This is a genomic window from Arthrobacter gandavensis, from assembly GCF_039528575.1.
GTDB classification, from domain to species: Bacteria; Actinomycetota; Actinomycetes; order Actinomycetales; family Micrococcaceae; genus Arthrobacter_B; species Arthrobacter_B citreus_B.
Genome location: NZ_BAAALV010000011.1, coordinates 1 through 2,954, shown reverse-complemented (window position 1 = coordinate 2,954; position 2,954 = coordinate 1). Strand labels below are relative to the sequence as shown.

The window sequence follows — 2,954 nt, the reverse complement described above, 5'->3', positions numbered from 1 at the left end:
CTGCGGAGCCTGAACTGCTTTAACACCACCCCCACCACCGGGCCCGCACACACATGCGGGCCCTTCCCCGTTTAACACGCCTCAGGGCCGGTCCCGCCGGGCCTCGTGCCATCCCCGCTGCAGCCCGGCCCGGGCCTTCCCACGGCCTGCGGCACGTGTCCACCCACGGGACCACACCGGGGAACACCCGTCACGGCGGCTGGGAACCGCGGGTTAGGCAGCCTGTACGGCGGGACCGCAGCAGCGGGAGAGGAACCGACGCGGCAGAATGCGTAGTCTGGAACGATGACTCCCTCGCTTTTCTCCCACGCCCCGGAACCTGAGCCGGCCAGCTCACGTGAGCCCATTGCTGACGTAGAGGAGACCTGCACCGTTCCCCGTGAAACCGAGGAGGCGTTCCGGGGGTTCCACGAGTATCCGCACCTGTGGTGGCCTTCCGAGTTCACAGAGTTCGGCGAGGGAACCCACGTGGAGTTCGAAGGCGGCGCACTGGTTGAAACCAGTGAGGAAGAGGAATCCGCCACGCGCGCTGCGGTTCAGGAGATCCGTCCTGGCGCACTGCTGGAACTGGAATGGAACCCGGGTACAGGTTCCACGTCTGTCAGCGTCACGTTCACGGCAGAAGGCACAGACACAACCGTGAGGATTGTGCACACCGGTTTCGATGCTGTCGCTGACGGCGCCGGTCAGCGCGATGAGTCGGAGACGCTGTGGCGCAACGTTCTGCAACGTTATGCCCGGTTCATGGGCGCCCGGTAGCCTTCTTCCATGAGCCTGACTGCCCTGCACGACCTGGAAGTGTCCATCCCCGGTGTCCGAATCGACACGGACCCGCAGACGCTGAAAGTGTACGCCCGTGACCAGGGGCCGGTGCGGGAACTCATTGATCCCCTTGCGGTGGTCTGGGCTGAATCGGTTTCCGACGTGCAGGAAATCCTGCGCTGGGCTTCGCGCACCGGTACAGCCGTCGTTCCCCGCGGAGCCGGGACGGGGGTATCCGGCGGCGCGCACGCGACGCGCAACTGCATCGTCCTCAGTCTTGAGAAGATGAACCGCATCCTGGATATCCGCCCCGGAGACGAACTGGCCGTCGTCGAGGCAGGTGTGGTCAACGCTGACCTGAACGAAGCGGTGAAGCCGCATGGCCTGATGTACGCGCCGGACCCGGCCAGTTACAAGATCTCCACTATTGGAGGCAATGTTGCCACCAACGCCGGTGGCCTGCGCTGCGCCAAGTACGGCGTGACCAGGGACTCAGTGCTTGCGCTGGACGTGGTGCTGGCAGACGGCACGCTGATCCACACAGGGCACCAGAGCTTCAAGGGCGTTGCCGGGTATGACCTCACGGGACTCTTTACCGGTTCGGAAGGCACCTTGGGCATTGTGGTGGGCGTGACCGTTCGGCTTCGGTACCTGCCGCACGAGGTACGCACGGTGGCAGCCTTCTTCCCTGACTTCCGCACCGCCGCTGCGGGAGTGCTCGCAGTTGGGGCAGCGCGGGTCCAGCCCTCCATCATGGAACTGCTCGACGGCGCCACCATGGCTGCACTGGACGGCGCCCATGGCTCGGACCTGGGAACCCGAGGCGGCGCCCTGCTGCTGATCCAGACTGACGGTTTCGGCGCAGACGCCGAGGCCGCCGCCGTCCGCGCGGTGCTTACCGAGCTTGGCGGTACCGTCAGCAGCGAGGGCTCAGAGGAGGCCGAGCGCCTCCTGGAACTGCGCCGGCACAGCCGGGGCGACGACGTCGACCATGAGATCCGCGTGGGCGAAGACGTTGCCGTGCCCCGGTCGCAGCTGGTGCATTACGTTGCCGAGCTCGAGCGGATGTCCCGGGACCACCGGGTCCAGCTCAAGGTGGTTGCGCACGCCGGTGACGGTAACCTCCATCCCACCTTCTGGATTGAGGCGGCCGAAGGTGAGGCAGGCGTCGAGAGGCTCAACGCCGCCTTGGACGAGTCCATCACGGTGGCCCTGCGGATGGGCGGAACCATCACTGGGGAACACGGCATTGGCCAATTCAAGCTCCGCTGGCTGCCGCAGGAGCAGCAGGAAGAAGTCCTCCAGCTCCAGCGGCAGATCAAGGCAGTCTTTGACCCGGCAGGCATCCTGAATCCGGGTAAGGCCGTTCCCGGGATCTGAGGGCAGCACCCCAGGCTAGGGGATGCGCATCCAGACTGTCCGGTTAGGACGAAGGCGGGTGTGCGCCATGGCACCGGGAGAGCTCTGGCACAGGATCTCGAACTCCGGGAGTTCCACCGGTTCGGTGCCCATGTTCATCACGGCGAGCACATTCCCATTGACGAAAGCGACTGCACCTTCAGAATCCTTCTCGGGCCACCAGGCCAGGGACCCGTGGCCCAGGTTCAGTTCGCGCCGCAGCTTCAGGGCTTTCCGGTACAAGCTGAGCGTTGAATCCGGGTTTCGCTGCTGAATATCGCGGGAGTGGGTGCCCCACAGGCCGGGCTGGGGCAGCCAGCTCTTTCCGGTGCTGCTGAACCCGTACGACGGCGCATCCGCGACCCACGGCAGAGGCACCCGCGAGCCGTCCCGGCCCACCCGGACGCCGTCCGTCCGGTGGAAAGTAGGGTCCTGGCGGAACTCATGCGGAATCATCGTGTGGTCCGGCAGGCCGAGCTCTTCGCCCTGGTAGAGGTAGACGCCGCCGGGGAGCGCGAGCATCAGCAGGGTGGCCGCACGGGCACGGGCAAGGCCCAGCACATGGTCGGGCTGCGCGTCGTCAGGGCCAATCCCGTCGCCGCTGCGCAGATCATGGGTCTTCAGCCCGAAGCGGGAGACGTGGCGGACGACGTCGTGGTTGGAGAGGACCCAGGTGGTGGGGGCGCCGACTTTGTCGAAGGCCTCGAGGCTGGTGGTGATGATGCGGCGCAGTTCGTGGGGGTTCCAGGGGTGGTGGAGGTAGGCGAAGTTGAAGGTTTGGTGCATTTCATCGT

General features: G+C 65.9%; 3 protein-coding genes. 2 read left to right on the top strand and 1 reads right to left on the bottom strand.

What is annotated here, in order from left to right; all coding sequences use genetic code 11:
• Positions 1-285: 285 nt before the first annotated feature.
• Entirely contained in the window at positions 286-759 is a 474-nt protein-coding gene (locus ABFX29_RS16605) for an SRPBCC domain-containing protein (protein ID WP_152229434.1), read from the top strand.
• A 9-nt stretch (positions 760-768) separates the two neighbouring features.
• A complete protein-coding gene (locus tag ABFX29_RS16600) occupies positions 769-2,142 on the top strand; it encodes an FAD-binding oxidoreductase (RefSeq protein ID WP_152229435.1) in 1,374 nt (457 codons plus the stop codon).
• A 15-nt stretch (positions 2,143-2,157) separates the two neighbouring features.
• On the opposite strand, the gene ABFX29_RS16595 is transcribed toward ABFX29_RS16600, so the two are convergent.
• Positions 2,158-2,954 (bottom strand): alpha-amylase family glycosyl hydrolase (locus tag ABFX29_RS16595; RefSeq protein ID WP_346038511.1); only part of this gene is annotated, 797 nt, incomplete at its 5' end.

Coding starts and splice junctions, on each gene's coding strand:
- ABFX29_RS16605 (WP_152229434.1), top strand. CDS start 286: ATGACTCCCTCGCTTTTCTCCCACGCCCCGGAACCTGAGCCGGCCAGC.
- ABFX29_RS16600 (WP_152229435.1), top strand. CDS start 769: ATGAGCCTGACTGCCCTGCACGACCTGGAAGTGTCCATCCCCGGTGTC.